Genomic DNA, 19,734 nt, shown 5'->3' with positions numbered 1-19,734 from the left:
TAATTTTACATGGCTAGGCGGCTCAAGCAGCAAAAAATATGCTGATCTTTCGCTGACGATGCAGCGAATAAGGTTGTGCTTGGTTTGGTTAAAGCTGTGTTAAAAATATTTAGATGCGTCAATCTACAACCTAGTTGAACTATGGATGAAGTTGATCTGCATCTGCTGCATTTTTACAGCATTCACCGTGTTTGAAAGGTCAATAGACACTATTCAAGGTATAAAAAAAGTTGTATTGCGCAACTTTAAAAACTACAGCAAAATCGGATTTTACTATAAAAGTTCAAAATTAATCTGATTTTATTACATGAATAAAACAACATCAATTTTTTTTGCATACAGCAAAGTCATTATATACCGTCTGTTATATGCGGGATAAAGTATTTCCTTGCTTTTTGCCCAAGTATGCGTTGAAAGACTTCGGCAATTAAGATTCAGGCAATTGATCAGGTGTTGGCTCACTATCCAATTGCTGTAAGCGTTGCAGCAATTCCTGTTTTTGTTCGGCAGTTAAATGGTTTTGAATCTGCTGCAAAATTTCAGCCGTGCCTAATTGTGTTGGGTTTTGTTCTTGTAGGCTGACGTCTTCTGTCGTGTGAGTGGTTTCTAGCACATCAGCATAAATTTCTGCAAACTGCGGTTGTAAACTTTGCCATGCGATGGGATGCAGCTGTTGATGTTCCAGTTTTAAACATTGAAAGCGTTCCGCTTGTTCCAAAAGTTCGCTGCGGTTGCCTGTGGCAATAATTTGTAAGCGCGGAAAAGCATGATGTAAACGAGTCAGTATTTGTGCGGCCTGTTGTTGATCGAGCTGATGATCAATCTGGTCAATCAACAAAATACCATCTCCCTCGCGACACGGATACAAACTGTTTGGGTTTAGCAAACAGAGGCGACGTACAATATCGCCTACCAGAGCAATCCAGTTGCGCTGACTGTTCGACAATTGCTGATACAGCATATCTTTGCCCTGACAGCGCACCATGAGTTGTAATTTAGGCAGATGTTGTAGATATAGGTCTTCAATTTCAGGCAGCACGATTTGTAAGGCATCTTTCAGTGCTTGTAAACTCGGTGCATGCATTTGGGTATAGGCATGCAATAAGGACTGATTCAGGGTTTGTGCGAGTTCGCTTTGTTGTTGCTGATATAGCTTGTGTAAAAGCTGCGCACTTTGGGCATTTTCAATATCGGAAATTTCCCGCAACCATTCAAAAAAACGAGTAAATGTCGTGAATGGAATCGCAGCAATTTCGTAGGCATGTCCAGGTTGTAAAATCAGCGGATTATTTTTATTGAGTAAATTAACTTCATTCACGAAGCGTTCTGCAGGGTAGTAGGCAATCAGCGGTAGACCTTGCATCGGGTCATGTTTAATGGCGTGTTGATAGAGCTGCACCATTTTTTCAAGCTTGGCGGTTTCTGCTTTGCTTACTCCTACGCCGCTACTATTCAGGGTTTTATATAATTGCCAGTCACAATGTTGGGTGCTTTCAATTTGCGTGTTGCTTGATTCTGCCAAACTGCCTATTTCTGCTGGAATTTCCACACAAACATCAATTTTAGCTTGCAAGCGGTTGAACAAAATATCTTGATCTTGCATCACCAAACCCGCAGTGCGTAAGTCTTTATAGCGAGCGGCAAACCAAGTCAGTGCTTGATAACTAAATCGTAACAGCGAGGTTTTACCCGCGCTTTGGTCTGCCAAAATAAGCGTAATGGGCAGGTCGTGATAATTGAGTTCGAGTTTTAGGTCTGCAAAATGGGTGATGTGTCTGAAATGAACCGATGTAATTTTCATAGCGCACCTGCTGCAATTACCCCACCGCTTTGCGTAACGATGTCGGCATTTTTATTTTCAGTTGTTGTACCAAATCGTAAATATGATGAATATTTAAACTGACTTTAGCACGTGTGCATGCCACGTACAGTAATCTTAATTCTTCATCGCTAATTTTATGCTCTTTGTCGTTCAGTTTAAATTGGTAGTCGTCTTCAATATGTACCCGATTCCATTCTAAACCTTTGGCTTTATGCGCTGTCGAAATAATATAGTCGGCTTGGTCAATTGGGGTGATTTTTGCCAACGCCCGTTTGAGTGGATTAGTACCATGATCATCCACCAGTTTGACCAAAGGTTTAATGTCGCTGCCATCGTTGGTTTCACAATATTCATGTACATCATGCCAAGAGTTAAACCATGCCAGTTCCGGAACGTCGGTCACACGTTTGCCTTGTTTGAGCATCGCGGCAGCATCCACAAAACGGTTTAAGCGCACATGGTCGGCTTGCAGACTGACTTTATCGCCATGCACTAAACCTGCCAGTAGCAGTTCCATGGCACGGGCGTTGGTACGGCATAAAATCGCATCACGCATTTTGGTATGCGGTTTGTTGACCACTTTGGAATGTAATTCTGGATTGCCCAAGAGTGGCACGGTTTCATTCAGCCCACCTAAAATGGCATTGGCGGTCAGGGCAATTTCTTCACCAAAACGGAACGATGTGGTCAGTCGTGATTCAGGCAAAGGTAATTGCTGCATGGCATTGATTGCACCACGCCAAGCATAGATTTGCTGATGCGCATCGCCCACATAAATCACTTGAGTATTACGTTGCTTGAGTAAAATGCCCAGCATGAGCGGGTCGGCATCTTGAGCTTCGTCAAACAGCACATAATCTGCAGGAATGTTGGGTTCAGACAAGGCCCAAAGTTTCAGATAAATATCGTGTCCAATGCCTGCCTGATGATTCGGGTCAATTGACTCCAACCAGCGTCGTTCTACCGCAGGATAAAGATGCTTTTGTAAGGTGTCGATGTCATCTGGATGCAACCAACTGGGTGCTTGTAAATGTCGTGGGGCAGGGTATTGCGAACTGGTCGAGCAGAAATGACTCACGGCATTGGCCACCAAACTGGCTAAACGACTTGGCATCAACACATATTTTTCATAGCGTCCGCCCATCATACGTCTAAGGGTAATCGGTTCTAAACGATACTCTTTGGCAATAAAACTTGGACTTAAACGAGGTAGGCGTAATTTGTCGGTGACTCCACGTGGAACGCTGCGATATGCAAGCGAGTGAAATGTACGACAATCGACCTGACGATGAAATTTACTTTGTGCTTCTGCGGCAATGGCTTTGTTAAATGCCAAGTACATGCCACGCCGTTCTGGCATGGCATCACTGATCATTTGTAAGGTCGTGGTTTTACCTGTACCTGCATAGGCAATCACTTTAAAAGATTTGCCCAGACGTGCATTATCTATAGCAGTGGCTTGCTCATAGGTCGGGCGAGGCTTGGTGATTACAGACACAGATCAGGGTTGGCTTTTCGCGTTAATGGCTACGGTTGGCTTTTTCAACCAAGCCTGATAAACCTTGACGACGAGCCAATTCATTCAGTACCACTTGCGGTTCAATATCGAAATAACCCAACATGACAATGCTGTGGAACCATAAATCGGCCACTTCATAAATCAGGTCATTTTTGTTGTTGGCATTGGCTTCGGTGTTGAAATCTTTGGCGGCAATAATTGCTTCCACGGTTTCTTCACCGACTTTTTCCAAAATTTTATTCAAGCCTTTATGGTATAGCTTGGCTACATAAGATGAGTCAGGATTAGCGGTTTTGCGCTCGCTCATCATTTGCCCTAAATAAGCCAAAACTTCAACCTGTTCAGCTTGTGCCTTTGATTGGCTCATGGCTAAGGTGTGAGCATTGGCGGCTTGTTCACCATAAATTTGATTCGGGTCTTTCAGCTGTGCATCTACAATTTCCCAACCATTGGCGGTGAGTTTGCGATAGAAACAAGATTCACGCCCTGTGTGGCAAGCAATTCCACCATGTTGTTCAATTTGCAGGATAATCACATCGGCATCGCAGTCTAGACGAATCTCGTGCACAGTTTGAAAGTGTCCAGATTCTTCACCCTTGTGCCACAATTTATTGCGTGAACGTGAAAAATACACCGCCTGATTTTTTTCGGCAGTCAGTGCCAAGGCTTCACGGTTCATCCACGCCACCATCAACACACGTCCTGTTTGATGATGCTGTGCAATGGCAGGCACTAATCCTTGTTCGTTAAATTTTACTTCATCGAGCCATTGCAAGTTATTCATGAGTTGTTCACCAAAATTAATTTAAATTGTATGGACGCTATTTTCTGAGCGCACGATTTTGCATCGTCCCTATAGTGTACGTGATTCAAGACAATTTACCTAAATTATCTTGCCAGATTTGTACTGTCAAAGCGTTTGCATAAATTGAGGGAAGTTTTGTTTTTCCACCATTTCCAGAAATTCATCGCCCAAACGCTGACTTTCTGCCACCGATTGTTTCCATAAGCGAATGCGATGTGCCTGATCTAAACCTTTTAAGGTGAAGTCTTTACGATCGGGCAAACGGCCTAAAGGCAAGCTGCTTAAATATTCTGCCGAAGGTGATAGCAAGAGTGTCCGGGCCTGATTTTCAGGATTGGCTTTACGATGCTTCAACATTTTATCAAACCAGCCAGGGGTAATGCTGTCGGTAAAGTGTGGGTACAGCACAATGCCCTGACTTTGGTAAGGTAAATCTAGATGGTAGTCAATTAAGCCACCATCCCGATAACTGCCCACGGGCGCATCAGGAATGTCACGAATAGCAGACATCACCCCGGGAATAGACGCTGAGGCGAGCAGCCACGGTGCGACATTCTGCTCATTCAGGGCTTGGTAATGGGTGACAAAATCATCCTCTACCATAAACTGCTGACCTTGCGCAGGTTGGCTGATGACACGCTGCATAAATAAGCGGTTGTGTTTGCGCGCAATGGCATTGCTGCCAATAATTCCTGCCACAGACGCAAGCAAAGGCAAGGCTTGGTCACTTTGGAAAATATGTTGAGCTTTGACGGAAATGACCGTGAGGTGATAGTCAGGATGCTGAATCAGTTGTTGTTGCTGTCCCTGAATCAGTTCAAACAGCATATTTTGACAAATCTCAGCGACTTCTTGGCGCGACATTTTTTTATGAAAATACAAGTTGGTATATAAATCGGACAGGCGTTCAGTGCCTTGTTTTGCGCCCCACGCCAAAATACTGGCAAAGCGCCAACTGCCAATTGAAGAACCGACCACAGTACGACGCTTTGGGGCTTGGGCAAAAAACTCGCCAAAAATAGCTTGGTCTAAGCCCTGAATGCCTATGCCTTTGGGGCCTCCTGCTGCACCTGGAATAATATCGACGTGTTGGGCATGTAAGCCTTCTTGTTCAATCAGTTGGCGTGCCAGATGTCCTGCGCGAATACTAAGTGCAGGGACACGTTTATGCAAAATCTGAGTCATGCTTGATCTATAACGCTACAAATGTGCATTAATTGTAGGCGTGGTGATATTTACAACAATGGCGAGAGGCATCACTTGGTGACTGATGAGTCATGCGGTAGTTTTTAGGATGAGTTAGAGAAAATCAGCGTGATAAAAAAGCCTGCTTTAAAACAGGCTTTCTAATTTTTTTATCGTCTAATCAGTTTGTTATCAAGCAATGTGGCTTTATTTAGCTATACGCCAAATCGCCAAGAAACTTGCCAACGCGATTAAAACAATAGAGACATACCACGGTGCAATAATCGCAATGGAGAGGAAAATGGCCATAATGCTGCCAAAAATCCAGCTGCGTTTTTGCTGATGTTCCATTTGTAGACGCATGCTTTGTAATTCATGCAATTGTTTGGAATGCCAAGCCGATTGGTTTTTTAAACCATTTAAACTGTCAATCATTAAACTTGGTAAGTCTTGCGCACCCAGTAACAGGTCGGGAATTTGCTGCCCAATTTCTTTGACATTTTTGACTGGATTCATATTGGCTTTAATCCAATCCGTTAAAATTGGTTTTGCCAGTTTCCAGATATCCAGTTCTGGATATAAGTCTGTGCCCAAGCCTTCAACATGCACCAATGTTTTCAGGAGTAGCATCAATTGCGGTGGAATTTCCAAATGGAAACGACGTGCAATATCCATGACCTGAATCAGAATGCCTGCAAAGTCCAATTCGTGCATCGGTTTAGACACCATTGGCCCGACAGTACGGCGCATTTCACGGGCGAGAGCATCTTGATCTGTGCCCGGTGGAATCCAGCCAGCTTGGTGTACCACTTGAATCAGCTGCATAAAGTTGCTGTTCATCACCGCCAGCAACATACGTGCTACGGTCATTTGGTCATGCTTGGACAGCTCGCCCATAATCGCACAATCTAGCGCAATAAAACGCGGATTATTCGGATTGATGGTTTCCACAAAGACGTTGCCAGGATGCATATCGGCATGGAAAAAGTTGTCACGGAACACTTGGGTAAAGAAAATCGTGAGGCCTTTTTCTGCCAAATCGGCACGATTCATCCCCAAACGATCAAAGGTTGCCGTGTCGGAAATTGGCACACCTGTAATGCGCTCTGCCACCATCACATCTTTACTGTCCATATAGACTTCAGGCACGTACATCATGCTTGAGCCTGTAAAGTAGTGACGCATGCGGCGGGTGTTATCCGCTTCTAAGGTCAAATCCAGTTCGTTGAGAATAATTTGACGATAGTCCTGAATAATTTCAGATAAATGTAGAGCGCGTGCCGCTTCCAGACGTTTTTCCAGTGCTGCACCGAGCCATTCCAGAATTTCAAAATCTTGTAGAATTTGCTGGCGAATATCGGGACGGGTGACTTTAACGACGACTTCACGACCATCATGCAAGGCAGCGGTATGGACTTGCGCAATGGAGGCTGCTGCTAAAGGTTGCTCATCAAAACGGGCAAACAGGGTGTTGATGTCTGCCTTGAGCGATTGCTGAATTCGCATTTGTGCCACGTCAGAACCGAATGGTTTGACACGGTCTTGTAGCAACACCAATTGCTGTAAAACTTCAGGCGGAATCAGGTCACGACGCGTAGACAGCAATTGCCCAAGTTTAATTGCCAATGGTCCCATTTCTTCTAAAGCTTCTTTGAGCTTCAGCGGGTTTTTACGTTCTTTACTTGACCAAGCCGCAGGGTGCATGCGAATAAAACTGAGCGCATGACGTGCCTTTTCTGGTAGTTCTTCCGCAGGAAACAACGTGTCGAGTCTATAGTGCGCGGCAATGCGCCAAAGTTCGAGTAAACGTGAAACGTGCGGAATCATAAAGACTTATTCCCTAGGGTTGAGTGGAGTTTAAGGTGTCAGAAGCGGTATCTGGCTGTGCATCAAGCTGCGTTTGTAGCTGTTGAATTTTGGCTTCGGCGCGGTCTAAATTTTGTTGAAAAATGCGCGTGTCTTGTTGTAAGTCATCCATTTGCCAGCGTGGGGCAAATAGACCACTGTCTTCTTTTAGGGCATCTTCAGCAAAGAACAAATGGCTGTGTAGACTGCGTTTTAAATGCTTGGGTGCAAGCTGAATTTTGCCAACTTCATGAGCCAAAGCAGGACCAATCCAAGGGCTTAAATGTGCGGCCAAGTCTAGTTCAGCCTGCTGCATAATGCGCTGAATATCTTGTAAAAGATGATAGTCACCTTGTAGGGGAATATTGCCCACTTCATCGGATAGCAACAGTTTGAGCAATTGCACCACATTTTTAACATGCAAAGTGGTCGTTGCGGGGCTGATATTTTGCGCTTGATCAAACCTTGCGAAGCTAGAGCGCTTCTCATGCTCAAAAATAGAAGGCTGCTCGCTGTGACCTGTTGCAGTAGGTTCTAAACGAACTTTGTTGTCATCAAAAAAGACATCTACAGAAAGCTGTGGCGAATCGAGCACCACACGCAACATTTTGCCGTGTAGTTGGTTGAGCTGGATGCGAGTAATCGCATCCAAATCAATAACATGATGAATCAGTTTCTCAACTGCACCAAGGGCGAGAATTGACCACATTGCGGTACGCCTTAGAGTTTAAAACCACGGTGAACGGCAACAATACCACCAGTCAGGTTGTGGTAATCACAGTTTTGGAAGCCTGCCTGTTCCATCATGCCTTTTAAAGTGCGTTGATCTGGGTGCATACGAATAGATTCAGCCAAGTATTTGTAGCTTTCTGAGTCGTTTGCGACAATTTTACCCATCAATGGCAATGCTGTGAATGAATATAAATCGTAGAGTTTTGAGAACGGTTCAAATACTGGTTTTGAAAATTCTAAAATCAATAAACGACCACCCGGCTTGAGTACGCGGTACATCGCTGCCAAAGCTGCATCTTTATCGGTCACGTTACGTAAACCAAATGAAATAGTCAGTAAGTCAAAGCTGTTGTCTTCAAATGGTTCTAAAGTTTCGGCATTCGCCAACACGAAATCGACATTGGTACAGCCTGCATCAATTAGACGGTCACGGCCAACATTCAGCATAGATTCGTTAATATCTGACAGTACCACATGACCTGTAGGGCCAACTTCACGGCTAAAGACTTTGGCTAAGTCACCCGTACCGCCTGCAATGTCCAGTACGCGCTGACCACGACGTACACCTGACATATTAATCGCAAAGCGTTTCCATAAGCGGTGAATACCAAATGACATTAAGTCGTTCATAATGTCGTATTTGCTTGCAACCGAGTGGAAGACTTCTGCGACTTTCTGGGCTTTATCTTCACTGCTGACGGTTTGGTAGCCGAAGTGTGTGGTTGCACCGACATTGCCTGTGTTGGCACCGCGCGGCAAATTATATTTTGGCACTGAACCCGTAACAGGTGTATCCGTTAATTTTTGTTCTAAAGATTGTTGCTGACCTTGTGGAGCGCCTTGCGGTAGAGGTTCGGTTAAGAATGGACTCACTTTGTCTGTTGGTTGTGCCGACTCGGGAGTAGCGGTAGGCGTTTGATTTTCATTCGACATTGGAGTCACTCCTCAGGATAAAAAGGCTTAAGGCTGCAGTGTATGCATGATGACAGATTCTAAGCACTTGTACAGTAATCATCATGCAATTGTTATGAATAATATACAGAAAAAACCAAAGATAGCGTAAGTGTGCTGAATAAGTGTTGGTTATTTCACACATTGGGATTATGAAAATGGATGTAAATCACCTGCATGTACTTTGGCAATAATTTCCCGTTCTGTGGTAGTAAATTGCTTCACAAATTTCTCTGCAGACTTTAATGGTTTCATGGCTAAAAAGCCATCTTGCATAAACTCATACATAATTTGAAAACTGTATTTTTGCGCCGCGCCTTTACACATTTTAAAAGCGGTATAGACCACAAAAGAGCGCATATATTTATCTAGGTTTTTACCCAGTTCATCCAACATATTTAATTGTTTTAAGCGTGCTTCGCCCTGATCGAGCTTTAAATAAGTCAGACGCATCATCTCATCATTTAAAGGCATATTTTCAGGATAGTCCTGTAGCAATTGTATCGCGACTTGTTCATCTAACTGCACTGCCAAAATCGCCAGACTTACCCCAGAAGTCCCTGTTTTTATTGCATTTTCAGGGATGATTTTTTCAGCTTTGTGTGCATATTTCAGTAGGCGAGCAATTTGACCTGCCAAAGCGTCAAAATCTGGACCGCCATATAAGCGGTTTAAAAAATATTCGGCCATCAAGACATTGTGCTTTTCGGCAAACTGTGTGGCATGGGTGCGTTGCATACGCTGTTTTTGCCATGCTTGAACATCTTGTAAGCGTTGAAAAAGCATAGGATTTTTATGATATTTAAATTGATAATACAGTTCTAACAGCTCATCTAAAGCAGCAAGTTTAGACATAGGGTGTCTCATTATTGAGTTGAATGGGCAAATCTTAATGTGAGTTTGATCTCGTCGCTATGACAAATTACACAGAATTCCAAACGGCAAAGGTCAGTGTGTGAGATTAATCTACAAAAATACGCGAAAAGTTGTTAAAAAATGGGTCGATATTCGTATACTGATCAAAGTCTGTCGCTCATTCTAATATCGTAAATATAGACGAATGATCAGCAGAGCTTAAATAACACAACAATAGGGTAGATGATGTCACAAGCACATACTGAATTTAAACTCATGGAAGAAGAACAACTTTCAGTCGAGCTAATTGAAGCCCAATATGCTTTAAAAAATACCAAAGGTGAAAAAAATGCCAAAAGTTTGCTGATTTTAGTGAGCGGCATTGAATTGGCGGGGAAAGGAGAGTCGGTCAAACAACTTAGGGAATGGGTCGATCCGCGTTATTTAAGGGTAAAAGCCGATGCGCCACACCCGTTTAATCCCAAACAGACACTTTGGCAGCCTTATGCACGTTTTATTCCTGCCGAAGGTCAAATTATGGTGATGTTTGGCAATTGGTATAGTGACTTATTAAGCACAGCCATGCATGTGTCTAAACAAATTGATGACACCATGTTTGATAACTATGTCGAAAAAATGCGTGCCTATGAAGAAGACTTAAAAAATAACCATGTGGATGTCATTAAAATCTGGTTCGATTTATCGTGGAAATCACTACAAAAACGACTAGATGATATGGAACCGAGCGAAGTGCATTGGCATAAATTGCACGGCTTGGATTGGCGCAATAAAAAGCAATATGACAGCTTGCAAAAGCTGCGCCAACGCTTTACCGATGACTGGATTATGATTGATTGCGAAGATGAAACCATCCGCGATCAACAATTTGCACAGCATATTTTACGTGCTTTAGAGCATTGTCCTGTGCATCCGACCAGTTCGGGCATCACTTGGCAAGCTGCAGAAATTCCAGAAGTTTTGCTTAATCCTGTATCTGAATCGGTCAATGAGGATGACTATAAAGCAGAGTTAAAGAAACTCACGAAAAAAGTGGCAGATGCACTGCGTTTAGATAACCGTAATGTCAGCATTGTTTTTGAAGGAATGGACGCAGCAGGCAAAGGCGGCGCGATTAAACGGATTGTAAAAAAACTGGATCCGCGTGAATACGAAATTTACACCATTAGTGCACCTGAAGCCTTTGAAATCAGTCGTCCTTATTTGTGGCGTTTTTGGACGAAAATTCTGCCTGAAGAAAAAATCAATATTTTTGACCGTTCTTGGTATGGGCGGGTATTGGTAGAACGTGTAGAAGGTTTGATTAGCCCACTGGAATGGCAGCGTTCTTATGACGAAATCAACCGTTTTGAAAAAGACTTAAATGATCATCAAACTGTCGTCATCAAATTTTGGTTAGCCATTAGTAAAGATGAGCAGGAGCTGCGTTTTAAAGCACGTCAGGAAACCGCACATAAGCGTTTTAAAATTACAGATGAAGACTGGCGCAACCGTAGCCGTTGGGATGATTATTTGGTGGCAGCGGCAGATATGCTGCAACGTACCAGTACCGAATATGCACCGTGGCACATCATTCCGAGTAATGACAAAAATGCAGCACGTTTGGAAATTTTAAGAACCATCTTGAAACAACTCAAGGCAGAATAATCTGCCTCGAGGATGCAAAGACTGCGTGTTAAGTTAGCTGAATTTGAGCCTGTTTAGTTTAAAAATTAAGCATTCACAACTTTGGCTTGTTTAAGCTGAATGCTTTTTGCCAGTTTATAGCTTTCTTCAACATGCGTTTCGGCAATTTTTTTCATAATAAAATAACCCAAACCTGCTGCCACCATTTGTCCACCCAATGGAATAAACTTGGTGACTTGTTTGGTGATGTACTTGGCTGCGACATTATTCAGGGATTTTTTTACTGCAGTACGCGCCACGACTAAGCCTGAAAATTCCACACCGCGTTTACGCAATTCGCTCCAGTGGACTTTTCGGGTTTCAGGATCATACACGCTGACTTGCTCAGGAGATAAGCCAAAACGTGCATTAATTTCTGGAATCAGTTGCGACAAGATGCCCACATCAATGACAACGTCTAAGAACGGCACAGGAATGATGGCTGCACCTGCAGAAAAATAGGCACGTTTTTTGACCAGTTCTAGGCATTCTGCACGAATCATTTCCAAGTCTAGGCTTGGATCAATACTGTCTGGAATTGTCTCTCTTTTTATCATAAGTACAACCTTAAAATGGCGGATAATCGTATGCTGTTTGGTAAATTAAACCACTTTATTCAAAGCACTTTTTGAATAAAGTAGGCAATAAAAGTATGCTTGTAAAGTGTCATACACCGTTGTAAGTGTATAGCCAATAATCTTTATTCTTTTGTTGTGCTTGAGGCAAATGATAGATCAACGGCCTTCTAGTACATTTAATACATTCTTATTCAAAATAAATTAAAGGATACCTTATGGCGATTCATGTCATACAAAGCCAACGTATAGAAGTTTTAGTCAATGAAATGCTGAAAACCATACGTCAACCGACATCGAATCCGCTTCAGGTGCTACAAACCCAGCATTTTATTGTGCCTTCAGTGGCAGTAGAAAAGTGGCTGACGGAAAAAATAGCCGAGCAAAAAGGCATTAGTGCCAATACTGAATTTCATCATCGTATTCGTGCCTTTCAATGGGCCGCTTATCAGGCAGTTTTAGACGATAAAGATCGGGTGCGTCAGGCAAATATTCCGCGTATTGTGATGCAATGGCGTGTGTTTTATGACTTACAACCGTGGATACAACACGAACAAAACCCACTTCCTGCCGAGCATGCTTTACATCGTTTGATTCAGCGAATTTATGACAGCGCAGAGCAATTGTCACAGGGTTTAGAAAAGCAGCTCAAAAAGCAAAACATGCTGTATTGGGTGGCAGATAAAGTTTCACGTTTATTTAGCAATTACATGGTTTATCGTGGTTTTTGCCAAAAAGGCTGCGAGGGTGTCTGCCAATGTCAAAGCAATTGGTTAGCGGTTTGGGGACAGCAGAAACGCCTGAACTTAAAGCAGCAAATTTATATCCCTAAAAACTTTGAGAGCGAAGAAGAAAAACAAGCGGCATTGGAAATAGCCGCATTTACTCAAGAGCAAGCCGAAGAATTAGAGCAATGGCAAAGTTGGTTGTGGTTGCATATTTTTCATGCAGATTTTGAAAAAATGCAGGAGATTGATCTGCAATTTTGGCAAGCTTTGGGCGAGCCTGAAAATCCAAATTCGTGTATTAACAAATTACCCAAACAGTTGGTGATTTTTACCTTATTGGATTTGCCGCCAAGTCAGTTGCTGTTTATCCGCCGTTTGGCGCAGTATATGGATATTTTTATTCTGCATTACAACCCATCGCAAGAATATTGGGCAGACATGGTCGATCCTAAGTGGAAATTAAACATGGATGCGCGAATCAAAAGTCGTTTTATTCGTGAGATGGAAAGTCAAAATAAAACCGTAAGTGATGATGATATTGCTGCATATATCAAAAAATATAATGGCGAATTTAATGCCGATATGCGCGAGTCACATCATCCTTTGCTGACACGCTTTGGTAAACAGGCACGTGATCACTTTTCTTTATTGGCGGCGTTGTCAAGTGGTGATGAAGGCGAGTGGTATGATCTTTTCCCTGAAGAAGAGCCGCAGCATTTACTGGGTAAAATTCAATCGGATGTATTGAATTTGGTTGAGCCAGTCGCGCAGGCGTATGACTTAGATCCTGCCGATGAGTCATTGCAAATTCATGTGTGTCATTCAAGTTTACGTCAGCTTGAGGTACTCAAAGATCGTTTAATTGCATGGCTAGGACAAGATGACAGCCGCCAAGCCAGTGATATTTTGGTATTGAGTCCGAAACTCAAAGAACAAGAGTCTTTAATTCGCAGCGTATTTGCTGCACCGCCAAGTGAGCGTGATCTCTATCAGAAAGGACAACAAAAAGCACAGCAGAATCAAGCTACTTTAGGGCATCAACTCAGTCAAGATAGTGTGTATTTGCCTATTCAAATTGCAGGCATCAGCTCTTTAGACATTCATAATGCTTGGCGTGCGGTGGTTGGGCGTATAGCGCTAGTACAAGGACGTTTTAGCTTTGAGGAGTTTGGCGACTGGTTGAGTTTGGCTGCCACACAACAGCGTTATGCCTTGAATTTAAACAACATTGAGCGCATGAATGAGTTGTTGGCCAATGCAGGTTTTAAACGTGGTTTAGATGCCGAGCATTTAAAACGCAGCCTGAGTGCAGATGATCAAGATTATCGGTTCAGCTTAAAGTTTGCTTTAGATCGTTTGGCTTTGGGCGTTGCAGTGCCAGAGCATTGCGTGGTTCAGCACACTTTAAGTTATGCCGATGTGCAAAGTAGCGATTTTGAATTGATTTTTAAACTGGTTCAAATTTATCAGGATTTTGCACAGCGCCGTGATTGGCTAATTCAGCATGAATTGGGGCAAGCCAAAACGGTGGAATATTGGCTTAAACAACTGATGCAAGACCTGAGTGAGTTTCAGGATGCAGGGGTAGATGTGTTGGCATCGGTGTTTAGTTTGGTGCAAAAACATGACCGTATGCTGACCTTAGCCAGTTATTTTGATGTGCAGTCGGGTCAAGATTTGCGTCATTTAAGCTTACCGCTGGATTATATTCTGCAAGAAATTTCAGCCCAGCTCGAAACCCAACTCGAACAAGCCAGTCCATCGGGCGCCATTACCTTTAGCCAAATTGGTGCAATTCGTCCGCTGCCATATAAGTTGATTGTGATGTTGAATTTGGACAATGGCGTGTTCCCAAGTCGTGATCAGCAATTGGCTTTTGATTTGATGCAACTATTAAAACCACAACTGGGAGATCGTTCACGCATTGAGGATGATCAGGGGGCGTTTTTAGACAGTTTATTGTTGGCGCAAGACAGTGTTTGGTTATTTTATAACGGTTTTGATGTCAGCGATGGTGAGGTACGTGATCCATCCGTGCTGGTGCAGGAATTTGTGCAGCATTTGGAATTGATTGTGAAACATCCCGATAGGGCTAGCGATTCACGCTTAAACTTGAACGGTGTCGAGATTCCTGCGCAATTGAAATCTCTTTATTACCTGCATAGTTTGCAACCTTTTGATCAACTGCGTTTTGCCGAAAGCCGTGAAGTTCGCTTTAAAGATCAATGGTATCGGGTTGCCAAACAAATGCAGCAAGAAACCACACCACGCGAAGCATGGTTTGGTGAATATCCATTATTGCCACAAGACGTGGTGGTACTCGACAGTATGCAATGGATTCGAGATGTGTGTTTCCCTGCGCGTGCCTATTTAAAAGCGATTGGGGTCGAAAATTTACAATCCGACACTGCTGCAATGAACCACGAGCCGCTGATTTTAAATGGCTTGGAAAAATATAGTGTGCGTGATTTTTTACTGCAACATGGCGAGCAAGATGCAGAAAGCTTGTTGCAAGATACCTTGCCTGTGGGTAAAACCTTAAATGCCACGTTTCAAACGGGACTGCAAGAACAGCAATATTTACGTGACACACTCCAGCAATTTGCAGACGAGGCAACCACAACAACGCAACAGCTTTGGAAAATGAATCCGCATTTGCATATCCGTATTCAAGTGCCTGAACAGCCGACAAAGCTTTGGTGTAGCGTGGTGGCAGCGAGTGCCAGACCAAGAAAATATGCCGAAGTGTGGTTGGAATATTTGTTTTGGGTGGCCTATCAGAACACAGAACATCAAGATTTAGAGCGGATTGTGGTGTGTAAAGATGCGGTGATTCATTTTGCCAATATCCATGCACAGCAAGCACACGAGTATTTAGCCCAGTGGTTTGAGTTCTGGAAACACGCACAGCAATATCCTGTGTTATTGCCTGCGGCTTTGGTTTTAAAAATGAAAGATAAAAAAGAATTTGAAATTCAGTGGGATGAAGCTCAGTCCGATCAAGTTTTGAATATGGAAAGCTTCGTAAAACATTGGCATGACGGTGCTAGGAGGAGCTTTATTGATGAAAGTGAGAAAAATCACCCAGACTGGTCATTTATTTTTCAAGACAGTGAAACTGAACCGTTGTTGATTGAGGCATTTCAGCAATATAGCCATCGACTGTATCAGCCCATCATTGAAAATTATGAATCTGCGAAAAATCTTCAAAAACAAGGGGAATCTGCGTGAACTCATCTAGCCCATTCCCAATTTGTTATGACCCAATTCAAGAGATGCAATTCAAAGGCTTGCATTGGATTGAAGCATCGGCAGGTACAGGAAAAACCTATACTTTATCTAGTTTGATGGTGCGGATTTTCCTGAAAGATTATTTGCCTAATCAGGTGATTGCGACCACATTTACCCGTGCCGCAGCAGCCGAGCTAAAAAGTCGTATTCGTGCACGTTTGCTTGAAACCCAACAATATATCGATCAGTGTTTAAACCAGTCTTTAGATCAGCGTGCCCTTGCAGAAAAAATTACACAACTACAAGACCCTTTACTCAAAAATGTTCTGCAGGAATATCGCTTAAAACTGGACTATGCCAGTTCACGTTTGAACTTGGTGATTGCACAACTCGATGAATTATTTGTCGGAACGCTGGATAGCTTTAGCCAAAAATTATTGCGTGAATTTTCCTTTGAAAGCGGCAAAATTGAGCGCGCCAATATTACCGACCAAGCATCGGTCTATACTGAACAATTGGTGCATGATGTGCTGCGTGAATGGATTCAAGCACAGCCTCAGCATGTTGTGGACTATATGCTGTTATGTGGGCGGTTGAAATCTGCAGCAGACTATGAGGGGTTGGTCAATACCAGTTTGAATTTTGCATCGGCAGAGATTCAGGGCATAGATCAGGCACAATTGGATGTACAAGATTTAGCAGAGGCGTTGCAGAATTTAGCCAGTATCACCATGACGCAAATTGAAGAATTAAAAGAATATTATGATGGTGAATATAGCTTTAATTTTTCCGATTATGTCGCGGGGAGTGATAAGAAGGGGTTGCAGCCACTATTTACAGTGACTTTGCCAAAACTGATTGAAAAAATTAAGCACAGCCCTTTAGAACATTATTTTAATTCACATCTTGCCGCATTGTTTAATGCGGTCTTTGCACTATATTTGAATCAAGACGGTAAGCTCAGAAAATCTATTTTTAACAAAGCGAAAGCGCCATGTACGCAAGAGGTGCAAGATGCTTTTTTTGATCATCCTGTAATCCGAAAAATTAAAGCAGTTGTGGATGCCAAACTTAATTTTGAGCGTCAAATTGAATTGGTGGATACCAATTTAAAATTCTATTTGGTACAACACGTCAAGCAGCGTTTACCGCAACTTTTACAGCAAAAAGGGGAAACCACTTTTGCCCAACAAATTCGCAGCTTAGCCGAAGCGTTGCAGGGCGAACGTGGGCAGCGTTTTGCGCAGTTTGTGCATACCCGTTATCCACTGATTTTGGTGGATGAGTTTCAGGATACTAACCAAGATCAAGACGACATGCTGGCGCAAATTTGGCGTAATCCGAAGTGGTATGCGCGCGGTTGCATGATTATGGTGGGCGATCCTAAGCAGGCGATTTATGGTTTTCGCGGTGGCGATATGCTGACCTATAACAATGCCCGTGATGACGTGCTGAAAAAGCAAGGTCGCATTTATTCACTCAGACAAAATCATCGTTCAGTGAAAGAGTTGGTCTGTGTGGTGGACGAGCTATTTCAACGCCAACCCGCTTTTGGTGAGAAAGTGATTTATGAACCTGTCATTGCAGGTTCACGTCCTCATCCTGCTTTAATGGATCGGCAACAGGTCAATCCTGCACCGCTGCGTTGGGTGACGGTGGAACATGATCAGGATGAATCCATTCAAATTGCATGGAAAATTCGCGCGTTATTAAATCAAGGTATCGCAGGCGATTTATATTTTGATCATTCTGAAGGCAAAGTTGCTTTGCAAGCTGATGATATTGCCATTTTATCGACCAGTCATCAAAAGCTAGATCAAGCCCAATACGAGCTTGAGCGGATTGGAATTCAGGTCAATAGAAGTAGCCAGCGCAGTGTTTTTACAGGCTTTTTAGCCAAAGATGTGGCGGCAATTTTAACTGCAATTTTACATCCTTATGATGAAGCCAAGGTCAAGCGTGCCTTACTGACACGTTTATTGGGTTATAACCTGCAACAGTTGATTGAACTTGAGCAACAGGGGTTAGGTCAGTTTATTTATGACTTCGACTGCATTCGGGAAATGTGGGTCAATAAAGGCTTTTTAACCGCATGGAATTACTGCCTGAACTTATTTAAAATTTGGGAAAATTTGGTGGCAAAACGCAGTTTTGACAATGAACGGCATGTGGTGAATTTACGCCATTTAACCGAATTGCTGAGTCGTCAAAGTGAACGCCATCAAGGGGCTTACATGCTGTATTACTGGTATTTACAGCAAGTTGAATCACCTGCCAAACGCGATTGGGAAATTGAACGAAAACTTTCTAATGCGGCAGGCGTGAAATTGATGACCATTCACCAGTCCAAAGGCTTGGAGTTTAAAGTGGTCTTTTTGATGTCGGCAGATCAGCCGCCCAAATCTGACAAGTCTGCTTTGGTGTTTGCAACGCAGGAAGAGCAAGGCATTGAGCAACGTATCATTGCCATTAAACATAAAGACATAGATGCCACAGCAATGCAGCAGCACAGTGAGCGCCGTTTGGCAGAGTTGAATCGGCTTTGGTATGTGGCACTCACCCGTGCCAGTTATCGGGTCTATGCGATGCTAAAACAGCCTACGCCTGCAAAAGAAGGTAAAAAAGAGGCTGCACCAAAATCTGCTGGTTTAAATGTCTGGCGTTTACAAGCGCCAAGTTCAGCAGAAATTGCAGCAGCATGGAGCTGTGATGAAGCACCTCTGACACAATTGGCGGCAGCATTACAACTTGAACAAGTGCAAGAAATTAAGATTGAAGCTGCAGATTTTCCGCAGCGTCGCTTTTATCCACGAACCAAAACCAGTTTTAGTGGCTTGGCACAACATTTACCTGCCGCCATGCGTAGCGATACTTTGGCATTGGCAAGCGAGGAGCAGGCTGCTGCCGCCGACGAAATCAATCAGGAACCTGTCGAAACGGAACAGGAAATCGTACAGGTGGCTCAACCGATTGCATGGATCAAAGCTAATTTTCAGCGTGGTACTCAAGCGGGGAGTTTTTTACATAAACTCTTTGAATATATCGACTTTCAAGCCAGTCATGATGACATTTTTGAAGAAGTCAAACGCCGTTTTCATAACGACAAAGAGTTTAATTCAGATGTGTTATTGGTAGATTTGATTGCAAAACTCGACACTGCCAAAGGCAGCGCGACTGTGCAGGAAGCAGATATTTTTGCGCACATGACCGAGTGGCTGAAGGATGTGTTGAATACTCCTTTGCACGATACTTTCCAGCTTTCCGCCTTATCTACTGCACATTATTTATCAGAGTTTCCATTCTATTTGGCGTTGGCAGATCAGCGCTTATTTATTCAAGCAATTCAGCAATTGTTTGAAGATGCGGGACATCCTATTCAAGATTTAAATGAAGCCGCTACTGCGCGTTATCTGACAGGCTCAATTGACTTGGTTTATTTTGATGGGCAGTGTTATCACATTGCCGACTATAAGAGTAATTATTTGGGTGCCGATCAGCGCGATTATGAAAAAACCAACCTTGAACACAACATGACCCAATCGAGTTATTGGTTACAAGCGGCCTTGTATTTGGTGGCGTTGCACCGTTATTTGAGCAGTCGTTTGCAAGATTATGATATTCGGCAACATTTGGGTGGAGCCAGTTATTTGTATTTGCGTGGTATGCAGGGGCAAGCAGGGCAAGGGGTTTGTCATTGGCGGCCAGATGCGGAATTTATTCTGCAACTAGATCAAATATTGGGTTACTTTGAACTTAAAAAATAACGCTAAGTCAGCTTATCGACTTAATAAAACAATTGCTTA

At 43.1% G+C, this 19,734-nt stretch carries 12 protein-coding genes; 3 read left to right on the top strand and 9 right to left on the bottom strand.

What is annotated here, in order from left to right; all coding sequences use genetic code 11:
* Nucleotides 1-427 precede the first annotated feature (427 nt).
* The 8 genes from FTU09_RS06790 to FTU09_RS06755 form a co-directional block, all read right to left on the bottom strand.
* The gene (locus tag FTU09_RS06790; protein ID WP_180079873.1) at nucleotides 428-1,801 is read right to left on the bottom strand and encodes an AAA family ATPase; all 1,374 of its coding nucleotides are present in this window, start codon (nucleotides 1,799-1,801) and stop codon (nucleotides 428-430) included.
* 16 nt (nucleotides 1,802-1,817) lie between these two features.
* Nucleotides 1,818-3,320 (bottom strand): UvrD-helicase domain-containing protein, encoded by a 1,503-nt coding sequence (locus FTU09_RS06785; RefSeq protein WP_004975892.1) that lies wholly within the window; start codon nucleotides 3,318-3,320, stop codon nucleotides 1,818-1,820.
* 22 nt (nucleotides 3,321-3,342) lie between these two features.
* Nucleotides 3,343-4,125 (bottom strand): bifunctional phosphoribosyl-AMP cyclohydrolase/phosphoribosyl-ATP diphosphatase HisIE, encoded by a 783-nt coding sequence (gene hisIE, locus FTU09_RS06780; protein ID WP_004975893.1) that lies wholly within the window; start codon nucleotides 4,123-4,125, stop codon nucleotides 3,343-3,345.
* 126 nt (nucleotides 4,126-4,251) lie between these two features.
* Nucleotides 4,252-5,331 carry a patatin-like phospholipase family protein gene (locus FTU09_RS06775; RefSeq protein ID WP_180079871.1) on the bottom strand — a complete coding sequence of 360 codons (1,080 nt, stop codon included), beginning with the start codon at nucleotides 5,329-5,331 and terminating at the stop codon, nucleotides 4,252-4,254.
* 207 nt (nucleotides 5,332-5,538) lie between these two features.
* Entirely contained in the window at nucleotides 5,539-7,158 is a 1,620-nt protein-coding gene (locus tag FTU09_RS06770) for an AarF/ABC1/UbiB kinase family protein (RefSeq protein WP_096901336.1), read from the bottom strand.
* A 13-nt stretch (nucleotides 7,159-7,171) separates the two neighbouring features.
* On the bottom strand, nucleotides 7,172-7,885 hold the full coding sequence (locus FTU09_RS06765; RefSeq protein WP_178866014.1) for an SCP2 domain-containing protein: 714 nt from the start codon (nucleotides 7,883-7,885) through the stop codon (nucleotides 7,172-7,174).
* An 11-nt stretch (nucleotides 7,886-7,896) separates the two neighbouring features.
* Entirely contained in the window at nucleotides 7,897-8,841 is a 945-nt protein-coding gene (ubiE, locus tag FTU09_RS06760; RefSeq protein ID WP_004975907.1) for a bifunctional demethylmenaquinone methyltransferase/2-methoxy-6-polyprenyl-1,4-benzoquinol methylase UbiE, read from the bottom strand.
* 168 nt (nucleotides 8,842-9,009) lie between these two features.
* Nucleotides 9,010-9,714 carry a hypothetical protein gene (locus FTU09_RS06755; RefSeq protein WP_004975910.1) on the bottom strand — a complete coding sequence of 235 codons (705 nt, stop codon included), beginning with the start codon at nucleotides 9,712-9,714 and terminating at the stop codon, nucleotides 9,010-9,012.
* 246 nt (nucleotides 9,715-9,960) lie between these two features.
* On the opposite strand from FTU09_RS06755, the gene FTU09_RS06750 reads away from it, so the two are divergent.
* Entirely contained in the window at nucleotides 9,961-11,379 is a 1,419-nt protein-coding gene (locus FTU09_RS06750; RefSeq protein WP_104852966.1) for a phosphate--AMP phosphotransferase, read from the top strand.
* A 65-nt stretch (nucleotides 11,380-11,444) separates the two neighbouring features.
* Here FTU09_RS06750 and FTU09_RS06745 read toward each other — a convergent pair whose 3' ends face one another.
* Nucleotides 11,445-11,954: a hypothetical protein gene (locus FTU09_RS06745; RefSeq protein ID WP_218944916.1), complete on the bottom strand. Its 510-nt coding sequence runs from the start codon at nucleotides 11,952-11,954 to the stop codon at nucleotides 11,445-11,447.
* A gap of 236 nt (nucleotides 11,955-12,190) precedes the next feature.
* On the opposite strand from FTU09_RS06745, the gene FTU09_RS06740 reads away from it, so the two are divergent.
* Entirely contained in the window at nucleotides 12,191-15,931 is a 3,741-nt protein-coding gene (locus FTU09_RS06740) for an exodeoxyribonuclease V subunit gamma (RefSeq protein WP_180079868.1), read from the top strand.
* 44 nt (nucleotides 15,932-15,975) lie between these two features.
* Complete coding sequence (locus FTU09_RS06735; RefSeq protein WP_180079893.1) at nucleotides 15,976-19,695, top strand: UvrD-helicase domain-containing protein; 3,720 nt, start codon at nucleotides 15,976-15,978, stop codon at nucleotides 19,693-19,695.
* The last annotated feature ends 39 nt before the right edge of the window (nucleotides 19,696-19,734 follow it).

It is taken from the genome of Acinetobacter sp. YH12058 (genome assembly GCF_013419805.1).
GTDB classification, from domain to species: domain Bacteria; phylum Pseudomonadota; class Gammaproteobacteria; order Pseudomonadales; family Moraxellaceae; genus Acinetobacter; species Acinetobacter towneri.
Note: the sequence above shows the minus strand (reverse complement) of the source record. Positions and strands in the feature narration are given on the sequence as shown.